Annotated in this window: 13 protein-coding genes and 4 tRNA genes; 2 read left to right on the plus strand and 15 right to left on the minus strand. The window is 64.7% G+C overall.

Annotated features, from left to right (window positions below; genetic code table 11):
- Nucleotides 1-224: 224 nt before the first annotated feature.
- Nucleotides 225-2,261, minus strand: coding sequence for an NADPH-dependent 2,4-dienoyl-CoA reductase (locus ACVWY1_RS15825; RefSeq protein ID WP_110704574.1), 2,037 nt, complete (start codon nucleotides 2,259-2,261; stop codon nucleotides 225-227).
- 204 nt (nucleotides 2,262-2,465) lie between these two features.
- On the opposite strand from ACVWY1_RS15825, the gene ACVWY1_RS15830 reads away from it, so the two are divergent.
- Together ACVWY1_RS15830 and ACVWY1_RS15835 are read left to right on the plus strand one after the other, a co-directional pair.
- The gene (locus ACVWY1_RS15830) at nucleotides 2,466-3,584 is read left to right on the plus strand and encodes a nitrilase-related carbon-nitrogen hydrolase (protein WP_457378488.1); all 1,119 of its coding nucleotides are present in this window, start codon (nucleotides 2,466-2,468) and stop codon (nucleotides 3,582-3,584) included.
- Nucleotides 3,585-3,588: 4 nt separating this feature from the next.
- Nucleotides 3,589-4,629 (plus strand): AraC family transcriptional regulator, encoded by a 1,041-nt coding sequence (locus tag ACVWY1_RS15835; RefSeq protein WP_457378489.1) that lies wholly within the window; start codon nucleotides 3,589-3,591, stop codon nucleotides 4,627-4,629.
- 203 nt (nucleotides 4,630-4,832) lie between these two features.
- Here ACVWY1_RS15835 and ACVWY1_RS15840 read toward each other — a convergent pair whose 3' ends face one another.
- The 14 genes from ACVWY1_RS15840 to truA form a co-directional block, all read right to left on the minus strand.
- Nucleotides 4,833-5,720 (minus strand): DUF2242 domain-containing protein, encoded by an 888-nt coding sequence (locus ACVWY1_RS15840; protein ID WP_110704568.1) that lies wholly within the window; start codon nucleotides 5,718-5,720, stop codon nucleotides 4,833-4,835.
- A 197-nt stretch (nucleotides 5,721-5,917) separates the two neighbouring features.
- A tRNA-Asp gene (locus ACVWY1_RS15845) sits at nucleotides 5,918-5,994 on the minus strand.
- Nucleotides 5,995-6,133: 139 nt separating this feature from the next.
- Nucleotides 6,134-6,210, minus strand: a tRNA-Asp gene (locus ACVWY1_RS15850).
- Nucleotides 6,211-6,293: 83 nt separating this feature from the next.
- A tRNA-Asp gene (locus tag ACVWY1_RS15855) sits at nucleotides 6,294-6,370 on the minus strand.
- 81 nt (nucleotides 6,371-6,451) lie between these two features.
- Nucleotides 6,452-6,527, minus strand: a tRNA-Val gene (locus ACVWY1_RS15860).
- Nucleotides 6,528-6,762: 235 nt separating this feature from the next.
- On the minus strand, nucleotides 6,763-7,536 hold the full coding sequence (locus tag ACVWY1_RS15865; RefSeq protein WP_111532668.1) for an SDR family oxidoreductase: 774 nt from the start codon (nucleotides 7,534-7,536) through the stop codon (nucleotides 6,763-6,765).
- Entirely contained in the window at nucleotides 7,533-8,744 is a 1,212-nt protein-coding gene (locus tag ACVWY1_RS15870) for an O-succinylhomoserine sulfhydrylase (protein WP_457378490.1), read from the minus strand. Before ACVWY1_RS15870 ends, ACVWY1_RS15865 begins: the two co-directional genes overlap by 4 nt.
- Nucleotides 8,745-8,759: 15 nt before the next feature.
- Nucleotides 8,760-10,265: an amidophosphoribosyltransferase gene (gene purF, locus ACVWY1_RS15875; RefSeq protein ID WP_102685386.1), complete on the minus strand. Its 1,506-nt coding sequence runs from the start codon at nucleotides 10,263-10,265 to the stop codon at nucleotides 8,760-8,762.
- 42 nt (nucleotides 10,266-10,307) lie between these two features.
- A complete protein-coding gene (locus ACVWY1_RS15880) occupies nucleotides 10,308-10,862 on the minus strand; it encodes a CvpA family protein (protein ID WP_038706536.1) in 555 nt (184 codons plus the stop codon).
- A gap of 178 nt (nucleotides 10,863-11,040) precedes the next feature.
- On the minus strand, nucleotides 11,041-11,721 hold the full coding sequence (locus ACVWY1_RS15885; RefSeq protein ID WP_457378491.1) for an SPOR domain-containing protein: 681 nt from the start codon (nucleotides 11,719-11,721) through the stop codon (nucleotides 11,041-11,043).
- Nucleotides 11,705-13,012: a bifunctional tetrahydrofolate synthase/dihydrofolate synthase gene (gene folC, locus ACVWY1_RS15890; RefSeq protein ID WP_277505175.1), complete on the minus strand. Its 1,308-nt coding sequence runs from the start codon at nucleotides 13,010-13,012 to the stop codon at nucleotides 11,705-11,707. The genes ACVWY1_RS15885 and folC overlap by 17 nt, the downstream gene beginning before the upstream one ends.
- Entirely contained in the window at nucleotides 13,012-13,905 is an 894-nt protein-coding gene (gene accD / locus ACVWY1_RS15895; protein ID WP_028690439.1) for an acetyl-CoA carboxylase, carboxyltransferase subunit beta, read from the minus strand. Before accD ends, folC begins: the two co-directional genes overlap by 1 nt.
- Nucleotides 13,906-14,113: 208 nt before the next feature.
- The gene (locus ACVWY1_RS15900; RefSeq protein ID WP_277505177.1) at nucleotides 14,114-14,734 is read right to left on the minus strand and encodes a phosphoribosylanthranilate isomerase; all 621 of its coding nucleotides are present in this window, start codon (nucleotides 14,732-14,734) and stop codon (nucleotides 14,114-14,116) included.
- 59 nt (nucleotides 14,735-14,793) lie between these two features.
- Nucleotides 14,794-15,648: a tRNA pseudouridine(38-40) synthase TruA gene (gene truA / locus ACVWY1_RS15905; protein WP_457378492.1), complete on the minus strand. Its 855-nt coding sequence runs from the start codon at nucleotides 15,646-15,648 to the stop codon at nucleotides 14,794-14,796.
- Between the last annotated feature and the right edge of the window lie 8 nt (nucleotides 15,649-15,656).

Consider the following 15,656-nt stretch of genomic DNA (forward strand, 5'->3'; position numbering starts at 1 on the left):
CAAGAGCAAGAGCAAGAGCAAGAGCAAGAGCAAGAGCAAGAGCAAGAGCAAGAGCAAGAGCAAGAGCAAGAGCAAGAGCAAGAGCAAGAGCAAGATACATGGAGTATATGAAGACTACTCGCAGTGCTTCTTCAGTTACAACTACTCGCTGACAAACCAACTCCCAAAGGAAAAGTGCATTACCACCTCACCTGTGAAAGTTGGCTCATCACCTGTTCAAACAATTACAACTCGGCCGCCAATCTCGACCCTTGGTTAATCGCCCGCTTGGCATCAAGCTCAGCCGCCACATCAGCGCCACCGATCAAGTGCACCGATTGCCCGGCCGCCACAAGGCCGTCATGCAACTCGCGCAGCGGCTCCTGCCCCGCGCAGACGACGATGTTGTCCACCGCCAGCACCTGCGGCTCGCCCTCGCCGATGCGCACATGCAGGCCGGCATCGTCGACGCCCAGGTACTCGACGCTGTTGAGCATCTGCACCTGCTTGTTCTTCAGCCCCGTGCGGTGGATCCAGCCGGTGGTCTTGCCCAGGCCGTCGCCAACCTTGGTCTTCTTGCGTTGCAGCAGATAGACCTGGCGCGCCGGCGCATGAGGCTCTGCCTTCACCCCGGCCACACCACCACGGGCCTCCAGCTGCGTATCAATGCCCCATTCCTTCCAGAACGCCTCACGGTCCTGGCTGGTGGCCACGCCCTTGTGCACCAGGTACTCGGACACATCGAAACCGATACCACCAGCACCGATCACCGCCACCCGCTCGCCCACCGGCTTGCGCTCGAGCAGCACGTCCAGGTAGTTCAGCACCTTGGCATTGTCGATGCCGGGAATGGCCGGCGTGCGCGGGGCGATGCCGGTGGCCAGAATGACCTCGTCGAACTCGCCGGCCACCAGCGCAGCTACATCAACACGAGTGTTCAGGCGCAGCTCGACACCAGTGGACTTCACCTTGTTGCGGAAGTAACGCAGGGTCTCGTAGAACTCCTCCTTGCCCGGCACGCGTTTGGCCACGTTGAATTGCCCACCGATCTCGTCGGCAGCATCGAACAGCGTTACGGCATGACCGCGCTCGGCGGCCACGGTGGCCGCTGCCAGGCCCGCAGGACCCGCGCCGACCACAGCAATGCGCTTCACCGCCCGTACCGGCAGGTAGTTGAGCTCCGTCTCATGGCAGGCACGCGGGTTGACCAGGCAGCTGGTCAGCTTGCCGCCGAAAGTGTGGTCCAGGCACGCCTGGTTGCAGCCGATGCAGGTGTTGATCTCGTCGCCACGGCCTTCGGCGGCCTTGTTGACGAAATCGGGGTCGGCCAGGAACGGCCGGGCCATGGAGACCATGTCGGCATCGCCCTCGGCCAGCACCGCCTCGGCCACTTCCGGGGTATTGATGCGGTTGGTGGTGATCAACGGGATCTTCACCACGCCGCGCAGCTTGGCGGTGACCTTGCTGAACGCCGCGCGTGGCACCTTGGTGGCGATGGTCGGGATGCGCGCCTCGTGCCAGCCGATACCTGTGTTGATCAGCGTGGCGCCGGCCTGCTCGATGGCCTTGGCCAGCAGTTCGATCTCCTCCCAGTTGCTGCCCCCCTCGACCAGGTCGAGCATCGACAGGCGGAAGATGATGATGAAGTTCGGCCCCACCGCCTCGCGCACCCGCTGCACGATTTCCACGGCCAGGCGCATGCGGTTCTCATAGCTGCCGCCCCAGCGGTCGGTGCGGTGGTTGGTGTGGGCGGCGAGGAACTGGTTGATGAAGTAGCCTTCCGAACCCATGATCTCGACGCCGTCGTAGCCGGCGCGCTGGGCCAGGCTTGCGCAGGTGACGAAATCGCGGATCTGCTTCTCGATACCCTCCTCGTCCAGCTCCTTGGGCTTGAACGGGTTGATCGGTGCCTGGATGGCGCTGGGCGCCACCTGTTTCGGACTGTAGGCATAGCGCCCGGCGTGGAGGATCTGCAGGCAGATCTTGCCACCGGCGGCATGCACGGCCTCGGTGACGACCCGGTGCTTGGCAGCCTCTTCCTCGGTGCTGAGCTTGGCCGCGCCGGAGTACACGCCGCCTTCATCGTTGGGCGCGATGCCGCCGGTGACCATCAGGCCGACACCACCACGGGCACGCTCGGCGAAGTACGCGGCCATGCGTTCGAAGCCGCCGGGGCGCTCTTCAAGGCCTGTGTGCATCGACCCCATCAGGGTGCGGTTGCGCAAGGTGGTGAAACCCAGGTCGAGGGGGGCCAGCAGGTGCGGGTAACGGTCGGTCGCCATGGATGGACTCCACAGTTGGCAGGATCACGGAATGCGGGCGCCTCTGCCGCTGTCTACACCAGCTCGCGGGGCCCGTCGGTTGTCTGAGGCCGACATTAAACAGGCGTTTGAACACGCTCAATGATCGAAACTGACAACTTATTGATCCTGCTGCACAGCAGGTCTACCCTAAGGCACCTCTACCGCACAACGCTGGACCGTTCCATGCGCAAACTGCTAGCCGGCGCCCTGGCGCTGGTCACCCTCGCTGCCCTCTGTGGCTATGGCTTCTGGACCCTGCAGCGTCCGGAAGGCCATTACCTGTCCGACCTGCGCATCGAGCTGGCCCTCAACCAGGGCGTGCCAGGCGAGCACGGCAACCTGCTGGGGGTCGAACCGTTGCTATATCCGGGCGACTACCAGAACCTGACGCGTCTGCACCGCAAACTCTCGGCCTATCTGGAGCAGGCCCGTGCCCAGGGGCTGGTCAACCCGCGCACCGTGGTGGTCCTGCCCGAGCATATCGGCACCTGGCTGTGGGCTCGTGGCGAAAAGCGCGAGCTGTACCAGGTTACCCAGCGCAGCGAGGCCTGGCAGTGGCTGGAGTTGAGCAACCCGCTGCGCTACGGCCTGGCGATGCTCGCCGCCAGCGGCGACGACCGCCGTTCGGACGCCCACCTGCGCATGAAGGCCGCGCAGATGGCCGCCGACTACCAGCAGCTGTTCGGCAACCTGGCCCGCGAGTTCGGTGTCACCCTGGTGGCGGGCTCTATCGTCCTGCCCGCGCCCTACGTCGAAAGTGGCGTGCTGCGCACCGGCAACGGCCCGCTTTACAACAGCAGCCTGGTGTTCGCCAGCGACGGCTCGGTGCTCGGCCAGCCTCAGCACCAGCAGTACCCCGACAGCGAAAGCCGACGCTACATCCAAGGTGGCCAGCAACACCCCCTGCAAGTGCTGGAGACCCCCGCCGGGCGTCTGGGCGTGCTGATCGGCAGCGACAGCTGGTACCCGGCCAACCATCAGCAACTGGCCGCGCAATCGGTGCAAGTGATCGCCAACCCGGTTTTCCTGAGCGGCAAGCACAGCTGGCAAGCACCCTGGCGTGGCAATCGCCACCAGGCGCAGGCCGCCGACCTGCCGCTGCGACGCGGCGAGGTCAGTGAGCAACGCGCCTGGCAGCAACTACCGCTGGCCGCCAATGACAGCACCCCGAGCATGAGCGTGTTCATGCGTGGCCAGTTCTGGGAGCTGGGTAGCGACGGCCAGGGCTTTGCCAGCCAAAGCGGCACACTGTGGGTCGGCAACGACAGCCACGGTGCGCGCCTGCTCAACCTGTGGCTGTGACGCCATGCCCCGCCCCCGCGTACGCCTGGGTGATCTGTCAGTAGGTTTCGTCCAGCCCCTGGCCGAAGCACTGGCCATGCTCGGCCACGACCCGCAGCCGCTGCTGCTGCGCTACGGCCTCGACGCCAGGCGCCTGGCCGAGCCAGGCGCGCGCCTATCGATTCCGCGCTACATGCACCTGGGCCATGCGGCGATCGCCTTGTCCGCCGAACCGGCCCTGGGCCTGCACATGGGGCGCCTGAGCCGCCTGGCCCAGGCAGGGCTGGCCGGGGTGACTGCCGCGCAGGCCCCCACCCTCGGCGAAGCCGCCCGCACCCTGCTGCGCTTCGAACCGTTGTATGCCGCCAACTACCGGGGCCGTTCGAGTTTCCACGAAGACGCCCAGGGCGCCTGGCTGAGGTTCTATTCCATCAGCCCCTACAACAGCTACAACCACTTCGTGGTCGACTCGATGCTCGCGGGCTGGCTGGCGCAGCTCGGCGCCCTCACCGCCAGGCCGGTGCAAGCCGAACGTCTTGAGATCGAATTCGACACTCCCGTCTACGCCGCGCAATACCAAGGCCTGTGTACGGGCACCGTGCATTTCGGCGGCACCGCCAACCAACTGCGCCTGAGCCGGGCCACCCTGGACCTGCCGAACCTGCAGCACTGCCCCAGTACCTGGCAGCACTTGCTGCAGCTGTGCGAAGCGGAACTGGCCCAGCGCACCCGTGTGCGCAGCCTGGGCGAGCGCATCACCCATCTGCTGGGCCCACTGCTCAATGGCGGGCACGAACCGGACCTGGAGGAAGTGGCGCGGCACCTGCAGCTGCCGACCTGGACGTTGCGCCGCAAGCTGGCCGAGGAAGGCACGCGCTTTCGCAACCTGCTCAACGACACACGGCGTGACCTGGCCGAGACCTATATTCGCGATACGGAACTGGCCTTCGGCGAGATCGCCTATCTGCTGGGATTCGCCTCGGCAGAGGCGTTCCAGCGCGCGTTCAAGCGCTGGACGGGGCTGACCCCGGGGGAGTTTCGCCGCCATCAGCGGCAAGTCGGTTAGAGCTCGGTGGCGTCGTCGGCCGGCTCCGGCAGGTCCAGCTCATAGGCCTGGAACTCGAGCAGTTCTTCCTGGTAATCGTCCATCTTCACGCCCCTCATTCGTCGTTCTTCTGTCATTGCGCCAACCTAAGCCAGCGTAATGACAGAATGATTACAGCCCTATGAACGATAAACGTAGCAGGCACCCAGGAAGTTATCGACGAGTCAGAGTGGCGCCGGCGCCTGCTCTGCCGCCGGAGCTTCCTGCTGAACCTGGATCGGCGCTGGCTCGACAGGCGGCGCGATGGGTTGCGAACCCTTGCTGTCATCCACCACCGGCGCGGCCGGGGCCTCGCTCGACGGCACGGGAGGCGCTGGAGTGGCAACGGGCGCAGGCGCTGCGGCAGGGGCGGCAGCAACCGGTGTCGATACCGGGGCCGGTGTCTCTGCCACGCTTTCGGCTACCGGGGTGACGGGCTGCGGTACGGGCGCCAGGGCAGCGGGCGCAGGCTCCGGCAGGCCCAGGTCGGCGGCAGGTTTCTCCACCTTCGGCTCGGCGGCGGGTTCGGACTTCTCCGGCTTCTTCGGTTTCGGCAGGTAGCTTTCCACCAGGGCGAAGTAACGATCGTAGAACTGCGCGGCGGTGACCGTCTCGCTGGCCACCTTGACCATGGAGTCGTCGGTGGAGCCGATCGGCATCGACACCGAACCCAGCACGCCAACGCCAAGGCTGGCGGAAGTGTTGGACTTCTTCAGGGCGTAGCGATCCTGCAGGGCATTGGCGAACATGGTCGAGCGCTGCTTGTCGCTCATGTCCGGCACGCAGGTGATGTTGAAGCTGATCTGCAGGTGATTCTCGGCGTTCTGCTGGAAGCTCTTGTTGCCGGCGACCTGGTTGGCATCGCTGCTGGTGATGATGTAGCCCTGGCTGAGCAGCGCACGCCGCGCCGCCTCGCAGGAGCCGGCCTCACTGCTGGCGAAGGTGCGGGAAAAGGTGCCCGAGTCATCGAAGTTCTCGTGCTCGTAGACGGCGGCCTTTTTCGAGGAACAGCCGGACACGCCCGCCAGCACGAGGGCCAGCCCGAGCGCGCCATAGACGGTTGATCTAGACATTGCCAATTCCGGGAAGAAACGAATGGGGCGTATTGTGCATCACATCGATCAGCGGCTGAAACCTTTGATCGGTGAAGAGTCTGTCAGCATTATTGGAAATCCCTGCCCATGGCCGGACAAGCTGCTGAAACGAAAAAAGCGACCCTAAGGTCGCTTTTCCGTTGCTTCGAGGTGTTCAAAGGGCCTCGAGGCGAAGATGGCGCAGCGGACGGGACTCGAACCCGCGACCCCCGGCGTGACAGGCCGGTATTCTAACCGACTGAACTACCGCTGCGTATCGTTCGGGCTTGCACCCGATTGAAACTGGGATCTGAGCTTTCAAGCGCTACAGCGCGAAAGCCAGGAACAAAAAAGGCGACCTATCATCGCCTTTTCTGCTTGCTTTGAGCGTTCATGGGGCTCTCGGCGAAAGATGGCGCAGCGGACGGGACTCGAACCCGCGACCCCCGGCGTGACAGGCCGGTATTCTAACCGACTGAACTACCGCTGCGTATCGTTCAGGCTTGCGCCTGATTGAAACTGGGACCTGGCCTTGCGGCCTCAGACCGGTGCAAGCACCCATCTGGGATAAAATGGCGCGGCGGACGGGACTCGAACCCGCGACCCCCGGCGTGACAGGCCGGTATTCTAACCGACTGAACTACCGCCGCGCAGTGTTGGACTTGCGTCCTGTTTCTCTCTGCCAGAGCGCTTCTTGCAAAGCACCTTGGACCAGAAACCTCCTCAGGAAGTGGTGGGTGATGACGGGATCGAACCGCCGACCCTCTGCTTGTAAGGCAGATGCTCTCCCGGCTGAGCTAATCACCCCCGCGATGTTGCTTGTTGCGTTTGCTTCGCTGAGGCCGCGAAATTTACGCAGGTACCGATGCTAAGTCAATACCCCCATTGAAGTTTTTTTCAAAAAGGGCAAAAACAGCTGCAAGCTTGAAGCTGCAAGCGACAAGAAAAAGCTCTCCTCTCCCTCACTACCGTATTCGACCCGGAGAAAGACAAAGGGGACCTTACGGTCCCCTCTTGCAGCTTGGAGCTTATAGCTTGCCGCTCAGGTATAGATCATCTTGCGGGTCATCCCGCCATCGACCACGAACTCCTGGCCGGTGACGAACCCCGCCTGGCGCGACAGCAGCCACGCCACCAGCGCCGCGACGTCCTCTACCGTCCCCACCCGGCCAGCCGGATGCTGGGCATGGTCGGCGTCGCTCAGAGGCTCGGCGCGCCGCTGCGAGGGGTCACGGGCATCGATCCAGCCCGGGCTCACGGCATTGACGCGAATCTCCGGCGCCAGGCTCATGGCCAGGGCGTGGGTCAAGGCAACCAGCCCGCCCTTGCTGGCGGCATAGGCCTCGGTGTCCGGCTCGGATTGCCGGGCACGGGTGGAAGCCAGGTTGACGATCGCACCACCATGGGCGCGCAGGTAAGGTGCGCAATGCTTGGCCAGCAGCATCGGGCCATTGAGGTTGACCGCCAGCACCCGGTTCCATTGGGCCAGGGACAGACTCTCCAAGGTCTGGTTGTGCGGGTTGGCGATCGCCGCGTTGCACACCAGCGCGTCCAGTCGGCCAAACTGCCCGAGTACCTCGGACACCCCGGCACTGACCTGGGCCTCGTCGGCCACATCCATGGTGATGAACCAGGCGTTGTCGCCCAGCGCCTTGGCGACCTTGGCGCCACGCGGGCGGTCCAGGTCGCTGAGCACCACCTGCCAGCCCTCGCAGATCAACCAGGCGGCGATGCCCAGGCCGATGCCGCGGGCGGCACCGGTCACCAAAGCCACCCGACCATTATGGCCGGGCTCGCCACCCTTCCAGTCGATCACAGCGCCGCCAGGCCACGAGCCAGATCGGCTTGCAGGTCGGCCACGTCTTCCAGACCAACCGCCACGCGCACCAGGCTGTCACGGATACCCGCCGCTTCACGCTCCTGCGGCGTCAGACGCCCGTGGGAGGTGGTGGCCGGGTGGGCGATAGTGGTCTTGCTGTCACCGAGGTTGGTGGTGATGGAGATCACCCGGGTGGCGTCGATGAAGCGCCAGGCACCTTCCTTGCCACCCTTCACCTCGAAGCTGACCACCGCGCCGAAGCCGCTCATCTGGCGCTTGGCCAGTTCATGCTGCGGATGGCTCGACAGGCCGGCGTAGTGGACCTTCTCGATACCGTCCTGGCGCTCGAGCCACTCGGCCAGCGCCTGGGCGCTCTCGCAGTGGGCGCGCATGCGCAGCTTGAGGGTTTCCAGCCCCTTGGTGAAGACCCAGGCGTTGAACGGGCTGAGGGTTGGGCCGGCGGTCCGCAGGAAGCCCACGACCTCCTTCATCTGTTCGCTGCGCCCGGCCACCACGCCGCCCATGCAACGTCCCTGACCGTCGATGAACTTGGTCGCCGAGTGGAACACGATATCGGCACCGAGCTTGAGCGGTTGCTGCAAGGCCGGGGTGCTGAAGCAGTTATCCACCACCAGCAGCGCGCCGCGGGCGTGGGCGATTTCGGCCAGGGCAGTGATGTCCACCAGCTCAGCCAGCGGGTTGGACGGCGACTCGACGACCAGCAGCTTGGTATTGGCCCTGATGGCTTTTTCCCAACCGCCCAGGTCGACCAGCGGCACGTAGTCCACCTGCACGCCGAACCGCTTGAAATACTTCTCGAACAGGCTGATGGTCGAGCCGAACACACTCTGCGACACCAGCACATGGTCGCCGGCACTGCACAGCGACATGACCACGGCGAGGATCGCCGCCATGCCGGTGGAGGTGGCCACGGCCTGCTCGGCGCTTTCCATGGCCGCCAGGCGCTCCTCGAAGGCGCGCACGGTGGGGTTGGTGTAGCGCGAATAGACATTGCCCGGCGTTTCGCCGGCAAAGCGCGCGGCAGCGTCGGCAGCCGTGCGGAAGACATAGCTGGAGGTCAGGAACAGCGCTTCGCTGTGCTCGGCCTCCGGTGTACGGTTCTGACCGGCGCGCACCGCAAGGGTGTCGAAACCGACACCCTCGAGGTCACTGTCCAGTCGACCGGCATCCCATTGTTCGGTCATGCCGTCGCTCCCAAATCAGTTGTTGTACAGGTCGATGATCGCGCTGACCGCCTGGTTCTTCACCTTGGCCAGGTCATTACGGGCCTGCTCGATGCGGTCGAGGTAGGCTTCGTCGATATCGCCGGTGACATACTCACCGTTGAACACCGCGCAATCGAAATGCTCGATCTTGATCTTGCCGCCACCGACCGATTCGATCAGGTCCGGAAGGTCCTGATAGATCAGCCAGTCGGCGCCGATCAACTCGGCCACCTGTTCGGTGGTACGGTTGTGGGCGATCAGTTCGTGAGCGCTCGGCATGTCGATGCCGTAGACGTTGGGGTAGCGTACCGCTGGGGCCGCAGAGCAGAAATAGACGTTCTTGGCGCCGGCTTCGCGGGCCATCTGGATGATCTGCTTGCAGGTGGTGCCGCGCACGATCGAGTCGTCCACCAGCATCACGTTCTTGCCGCGGAACTCCAGCTCGATGGCGTTGAGCTTCTGGCGCACCGACTTCTTGCGCGCGGCCTGGCCGGGCATGATGAAGGTACGGCCGATGTAGCGGTTCTTGACGAAGCCTTCGCGGAACTTGACGCCCAGGTGGTTGGCCAGTTCCAGCGCCGCGGTGCGGCTGGTGTCCGGGATCGGGATGACCACGTCGATGTCGTGCTCGGGGCGTTCGCGCTGGATCTTCTCGGCCAGCTTTTCGCCCATGCGCAGGCGCGCCTTGTATACCGAAACGCCGTCCATGATCGAATCCGGACGGGCAAGGTACACGTGCTCGAAGATGCACGGCTGCAGTTTCGGGCTCTTGGCGCACTGTTTGGTGAACAGCTGGCCGCCTTCAGTGATGTACACCGCCTCGCCCGGCGCCAGGTCGCGAATCAGGGTGAAGCCGAGCACGTCCAGGGCGACACTTTCCGAGGCGATCATGTACTCGACGCCTTCGTCGGTGTGACGCTGGCCAAACACCACCGGACGGATGCCGTTGGGGTCACGGAAGCCGACGATGCCGTAGCCGGTGATCATCGCCACCACCGCGTAGCCACCGACGCAGCGGCTATGCACGTGGGACACGGCGGCGAACACGTCTTCTTCGGTCGGCTGCAGCTTGCCGCGCACGGCCAGCTCGTGAGCGAACACGTTCAGCAGCACTTCGGAGTCGGAGTTGGTGTTGACGTGGCGCAGGTCGGACTCGTAGATCTCCTTGGCCAACTGCTCGACGTTGGTCAGGTTGCCGTTGTGCGCCAGGGTGATGCCGTACGGCGAGTTGACGTAGAACGGCTGGGCCTCGGCCGAGGTGGAGCTGCCGGCGGTCGGGTAGCGCACATGACCGATGCCGATGCTGCCCACCAGGCGCTGCATGTGGCGCTGCTGGAAGACGTCGCGCACCAGGCCGTTATCCTTGCGCAGGAACAACCGGCCGTCGTGGCTGGTCACGATACCGGCAGCGTCCTGGCCGCGGTGCTGAAGCACGGTTAGCGCGTCATACAGCGCCTGATTGACGTTCGACTTACCGACGATACCGACGATGCCACACATGCGACGCAACCCCTACTTTGATGAAACTTGAGTGAAGCGCGCTCAGGGCTTGGTCGGCCCGAGCAACTGCTCCTTGAACGGAAGGTCAACGGGTGCGCTGACCCCACTGGACATCCACTGGCCGCTGAACCCGAGTATGAGGTTCTTCGACCAGTCGGCTACCAATAGAAATTGTGGTATCAGGCGCGATTCCTGCCACCACGGATCCTGTTGCACCGGCCCCAGGCTCAGCAGCCCGACCGCCACCACCACCAGCAGGCCCCCGCGCGCGGCGCCGAAGGCCATGCCGAGGAAGCGATCGGTGCCGGACAGCCCGGTCACGCGGATCAGCTCGCCGATGAGGAAATTGAGCATCGCCCCGACCAGCAGCGTGGCGACGAAAAGAATGGCGCAGCCGGCAATGACTCGTGCGGACGGCATCTGGATATAGCTTTCAAGATACTGCGCAAGCGAGCCGCCGAACATCCAGGCCACCGCGCCGGCGACAATCCAGATGAGCAGGGACAAGGCTTCCTTGACGAAGCCGCGCTTGAGACTGATCAGTGAGGAAATGGCGATGATCGCGATGATCGCCCAATCAACCCAGGTAAATGCCACGGTGTTGCCTGCCGACGTTTGAGGCGGCGCATTTTACCAGAGCGAGGGGCTGGGGGTAAGCGGAATGTCAGGAGTTTGAAGGGCTGCAGGCTGACTCCGGGGACAGCTTTACAGGTTTGAAAACCATCGCGGGGCAAGTCGCTTCGGTGCGCCGATGCGACTTGCCCCGCGATAGATGCTAACCACGTTCCGGCTGGAAACGTACCACGATGCCCTTTAGGTTCTGCTGGCGATTAATCACATCACGCAGGCGCTCGGCTTCCGCTCGCTCGATCAACGGTCCGACGAATACCCGGTTCATGCCGTCCGCCGAACGAATATAGGCGTTGTAGCCCTGGCTGCGCAGGGTCTTCTGCAGATTGTCGGCACCGGCCCGATTGGACAGGCTGGCCAACTGGATCGACCAGCTCACCGGCAGGCCGTTGACGTCGATCTTCGACGGCGTAGCGGGCTTGGCCGCGGGCGCGGTAGGCGCCGCGCTCGGTGCAGGCGCCGGACGGGGCTCGACCTTGGCTACCGCCGGAGCGGGCACCGGGGTCTGCGGTTTGGGCTGAGGTTGCGCCGCAGTCGGCGCCGGAGTGATCGGCTGGCTCGGCGTAGCCACCGGCGCCGTGGACTCGTCAACCACCACTACAGGCTGCTCGCTCTGCTCCGGCAGCGGTTGTGGCTCCGGCACCTGCACAGGCTCCACCTGCACCTGGGGCAGATTGGGCATGGCCGGCGCTTCCGGCGCCTCGACACGCACCTGGCGCATCTCGTCCTCGCGGGTGAACAACATCGGCAGGAAGATCACCGCCAGCGCCACCAGCACCAGCGCACCGACCATGCGCTGCTTCATCCCTTTATCCAGCACTGCCATCTACTCCATCCTCGGAAACCTGCCGCTCAAGCCAGGCCAGGGCCTCGCCGACGCAGAAAAACGAACCGAACAGCAGGATCTGGTCATCCGCCGTCGCCCGGGCGCACTGCCCTTCGAGGGCAGCCGCAACACTGGCGTAAGACTTCACCGTCGCACCGAGGTTCGTCAAGGCATCCGCCAGTTCCGCGGCCGGGCGGCTGCGCGGCGTGTCCAGCGGCGCCACCGCCCAGTCGGAGACCTGACCGCGCAGCGGCGCAAGCACGCCGGGCAGGTCCTTGTCTGCCAACAGGCCGAAGACCGCCAGGCGTCGCCCCCTCACCGGGCGTGCCGCCAGGCGGCGGGCCAGATACTCGGCGGCGTGCGGATTGTGACCGACATCCAGCAACAGCTCGACACGCTTACCCTGGAATGACAGACCACGCCGGTCAAGGCGACCGGTGATACGGGTATCGAGCAAAGCCTGACGAACCTTGTCGGCATCCCACGGCAGCCCCATCAGCAGGAAGGCCTGCAAGGCCAGGGCGGCATTCTCCATGGGCAGGTCGAGCAACGGCAGGTCATGCAGTTCAACGGGCGAACCGTCGAGCTGGCGACCACGCCAATGCCAGTGGTCAACGCTGCTATCCAGGTCGAAATCACGTCCACGCAGGAAGAACAGGCAATCCAGCTCGCGCACCTTGTCCAACAAAGGCTGCGGCGGATCAAGGTCACCGCACAGCGCAGGCTTGCCCTGGCGGAAGATTCCCGCCTTCTCGTAGGCTACCGACTCGCGGCTATCGCCCAGGTAATCGACGTGGTCGACGCCAATGCTGGTGACCAGCGCGATGTCGGCATCCACCAGGTTGACCGCATCCAGCCGGCCACCCAAACCGACCTCGAGCACCACGGCATCCAGTGCGGCTTGCCTGAACAGCCAGAACGCCGCCAGGGTGCCCATTTCGAAATAGGTCAGCGAGATCTCGCCCCGCGCCGCTTCCACGGCGGCGAACGCTTCGCACAGGCGCTCATCGCTGGCCTCCTGGCCGTCGATCAGCACCCGTTCGTTGTAACGCAGCAGATGCGGCGAACTGTACACCCCGACCCTTAGCCCCTGCGAGCGCAGCAACGCGGCCATGAAGGCGCAGGTCGAGCCCTTGCCGTTGGTGCCGGTCACCGTGACCACACGGGGCGCCAGCGCGCCCAGACCCAGGCGCGCAAGCACCTGTTGCGAGCGCTCCAGGCCCATGTCGATGGCCGAGGGGTGCAACTGTTCGAGGTAGGCGAGCCAGTCGCCCAGGCTGCGCTGGTTCATCACGCGACGGCGGCGACCTCTTTGGCCGCTTCCGGGGTCGGCTGGCCAGTCATCTGCGCCAGCAGGCGGGCCAGGCGCGGACGCAGCTCGTCACGGGAAATGATCAGGTCGATGGCACCGTGCTCCAGCAGGAACTCGCTGCGCTGGAAGCCTTCCGGCAGCTTCTCGCGCACGGTCTGCTCGATTACCCGCGGGCCGGCAAAGCCGATCAGCGCCTTCGGCTCGCCGACGATCACGTCGCCAAGCATCGCCAGGCTGGCGGAAACGCCGCCGTAGACCGGGTCGGTCAGCACCGAGATGAACGGAATGCCTTCTTCGCGCAGGCGCGCCAGCACGGCGGAAGTCTTGGCCATCTGCATCAGCGAGATTAGTGCTTCCTGCATGCGCGCACCGCCGGAAGCGGAGAAACAGACCATCGGGCAGCGATTTTCCAGGGCGTAGTTGGCAGCACGCACGAAACGCTCGCCGACGATGGCGCCCATCGAGCCGCCCATGAAGGAGAACTCGAAGGCGCTGACCACGATCGGCATGCCCATCAGGGTGCCGCTCATGGAGATCAGCGCGTCCTTCTCACCGGTCTGCTTCTGCGCAGCGGTCAGGCGGTCCTTGTACTTCTTGCCGTCACGGAACTTCAGGCGATCGACCGGCTCCAGGTCGGCGCCCAGTTCTGCACGACCTTCTGGATCGAGGAAGATATCGATGCGCGCGCGCGCGCCGATACGCATGTGGTGGTTGCACTTAGGGCAGACGTCGAGGGTCTTTTCCAGCTCCGGGCGATACAGCACGGCTTCGCAGGACGGACACTTGTGCCACAGCCCTTCCGGTACCGAGCTCTTCTTCACCTCGGAACGCATGATCGAAGGGATCAGTTTGTCTACCAACCAGTTGCTCATGCTTGCTTTCTCCAGTATTGGCCGGGGAGACCTTTGCGGCCCCGCCCTGCCCTTGAGCTCAAATTCTTCTGTAAAGCGACGATGGGCCGACCTTGGGCCGCCCCACCTCCAATTCTTCCCCGGCATGCCCCGCGCTCTGGCGCGACCTGACAGCACCGGGCTGCGAAAGCTATGGACGATGGCGCGCGGCCAGCCGTCACATCCGCGTTCACGCGTGTTTGACCGCCTGCATGAAGGCTTCGATCCTTGCCACATCCTTGATGCCCTTGGCCTGCTCCACGCCGCCGCTGACATCCACCGCGTACGGGCGCACCCGGCGAATGGCCTCGGCGACGTTGTCAGCCGACAGGCCACCGGCAAGGATGATCGGCTTGCTCAGGTGTTGCGGAATCAGTGACCAGTCGAACGCCTCGCCGGTTCCTCCCGGCACGCCTGGTACATAGGCATCCAGCAGGATGCCGCGAGCGCCAGCGTAGTGCCGGCAGGCGGCCTCCAGGTCATCCCCCGGGCGCACCCGCAGGGCCTTGATCCAGGGGCGGTGATAGCCCTCGCAATCGGCGGGGGTTTCATCGCCGTGGAACTGTAGCAGGTCCAGGGAAACCACTTCGAGGATCTCGTTGAGCTCGCAGCGCGAGGCGTTGACGAACAGCCCCACGGTGGTCACGAACGGCGGCAGCGCGTCGATGATCGCCCGCGCCTGACGCACGTCCACCGCCCGCGGGCTTTTCGCATAGAAGACGAAACCGAGGGCGTCGGCGCCGGCCTCGACCGCAGCCAGGGCATCCTCGATGCGGGTAATCCCGCAGATCTTGCTGCGAACATTGCTCATGGACAGCGAACCTTGAGTGATCGGGAAAGCGCCGATGGTAGCAAATGACCTGTGCTCCGTCAGTCCGTCAGCGCCTCGTAGCCAGTAAGAAAGTGTGGGCCGATGTAACGCTGCGGCAGCGCGTATTCTTCCGGGTACTCCACCTGCACCAGGTAAAGACCGTAAGGGTGCGCGGTTACCCCGCCGTCACGGCGGTTGCGCCCCTCCAGCACCTCGCGGGCCCACTCCACCGGACGCTCACCGGCGCCGATGGTCATCAGCACGCCGGCGATGTTGCGCACCATGTGGTGCAGGAACGCGGTGGCACGCACATCCAGCACGATCATCCGCCCATGCCGGGTCACACGCAGGTGGTGGATGTGCTTGATCGGCGACTTGGCCTGGCACTGGCTGGCGCGAAAGGCACTGAAGTCATGGGTACCCAGCAGGTACTGCGCGGCCTCGGCCATGCGCTCGACGTCCAGCGGGCGGTGGTTCCAGGTGACTTCCTCGGCCAGGTGCGCCGGGCGGATCGGGTCGTTGTAGATCACGTAGCGGTAGCGCCGCGCGGTGGCCTTGAAGCGGGCATGGAAGTGTGCAGGCATGGGCGCCGACCAGACCACGCTGATATCGTGGGGCAGGTTGAAGTTGGTGCCCAGGGTCCAGGCGCGCTCGTCGCGCACGGCGCGGGTGTCGAAATGCACGATCTGCCCGCAGCCATGAACGCCGGCATCGGTGCGCCCGGCGCAGATCACCGAGATTGGTTCGTTGGCCACCGTCGACAGCGCCTGTTCCAGGGCCTGCTGGACACTCGGCACGCCGCTGGCCTGGCGTTGCCAGCCGCGATAGCGCGAACCTTTGTATTCCACGCCCAAAGCGATGCGGGTGTAGCCTTCGGCAGCCGATTCGGCGGCGGCGGTGTCGATGATGTCCAAGAGCGGCA

It is taken from the genome of Pseudomonas sp. TE6288 (assembly GCF_054062095.1).

Bases quoted from the DNA above. Each gene is read 5' to 3' on its own strand.
- folC (WP_277505175.1), bottom strand. From the start codon at position 13,012: ATGAACCAGCGCAGCCTGGGCGACTGGCTCGCCTACCTCGAACAGTTG.
- ACVWY1_RS15870 (WP_457378490.1), bottom strand. From the start codon at position 8,744: ATGACCGAACAATGGGATGCCGGTCGACTGGACAGTGACCTCGAGGGT.
- ACVWY1_RS15825 (WP_110704574.1), bottom strand. From the start codon at position 2,261: ATGGCGACCGACCGTTACCCGCACCTGCTGGCCCCCCTCGACCTGGGT.
- accD (WP_028690439.1), bottom strand. From the start codon at position 13,905: ATGAGCAACTGGTTGGTAGACAAACTGATCCCTTCGATCATGCGTTCC.
- ACVWY1_RS15885 (WP_457378491.1), bottom strand. From the start codon at position 11,721: ATGGCAGTGCTGGATAAAGGGATGAAGCAGCGCATGGTCGGTGCGCTG.
- purF (WP_102685386.1), bottom strand. From the start codon at position 10,265: ATGTGTGGCATCGTCGGTATCGTCGGTAAGTCGAACGTCAATCAGGCG.
- ACVWY1_RS15830 (WP_457378488.1), top strand. From the start codon at position 2,466: ATGCGCAAACTGCTAGCCGGCGCCCTGGCGCTGGTCACCCTCGCTGCC.
- ACVWY1_RS15900 (WP_277505177.1), bottom strand. From the start codon at position 14,734: ATGAGCAATGTTCGCAGCAAGATCTGCGGGATTACCCGCATCGAGGAT.
- ACVWY1_RS15835 (WP_457378489.1), top strand. From the start codon at position 3,589: ATGCCCCGCCCCCGCGTACGCCTGGGTGATCTGTCAGTAGGTTTCGTC.
- ACVWY1_RS15840 (WP_110704568.1), bottom strand. From the start codon at position 5,720: ATGTCTAGATCAACCGTCTATGGCGCGCTCGGGCTGGCCCTCGTGCTG.